The organism is Bacillus sp. NTK071 (assembly GCF_017303315.1).
Classification (GTDB): Bacteria; Bacillota; Bacilli; order Bacillales; family Guptibacillaceae; genus Guptibacillus.
On record NZ_JAFKOI010000169.1, the window covers coordinates 1 to 251 of the forward strand.

A 251-nucleotide genomic window follows, 5' to 3' on the forward strand; every position below is an offset into this window, starting at 1 on the left:
GGATGCCCAGCGCGTTCTGGCCCTTCCTGCCCGACCCGAGCCTGAGCTTCTACGACACCACCCCGCTTGAGGCGACGTTGAACGAGCTGGTCGATTTCGACCGTCTCAACGCCACCGGCCCGCGGCTTTGCGTCGGCGCCACCGATGTCGAGACCGGGAACTTCCGCTACTTTGACAGCCGCACCACCCGGATCGACGCGCGCCACATCATGGCCAGCGGAGCCCTGCCCCCGGGCTTTCCGCCGGTCGAG

1 protein-coding gene is annotated in these 251 nt (G+C 68.1%); it reads left to right on the forward strand.

Annotation, left to right across the window (positions count from 1 at the left end):
- The coding region (locus JI666_RS22300) for a patatin-like phospholipase family protein (RefSeq protein WP_206895115.1) at nucleotides 1–251 on the forward strand (251 nt) is incomplete at both ends.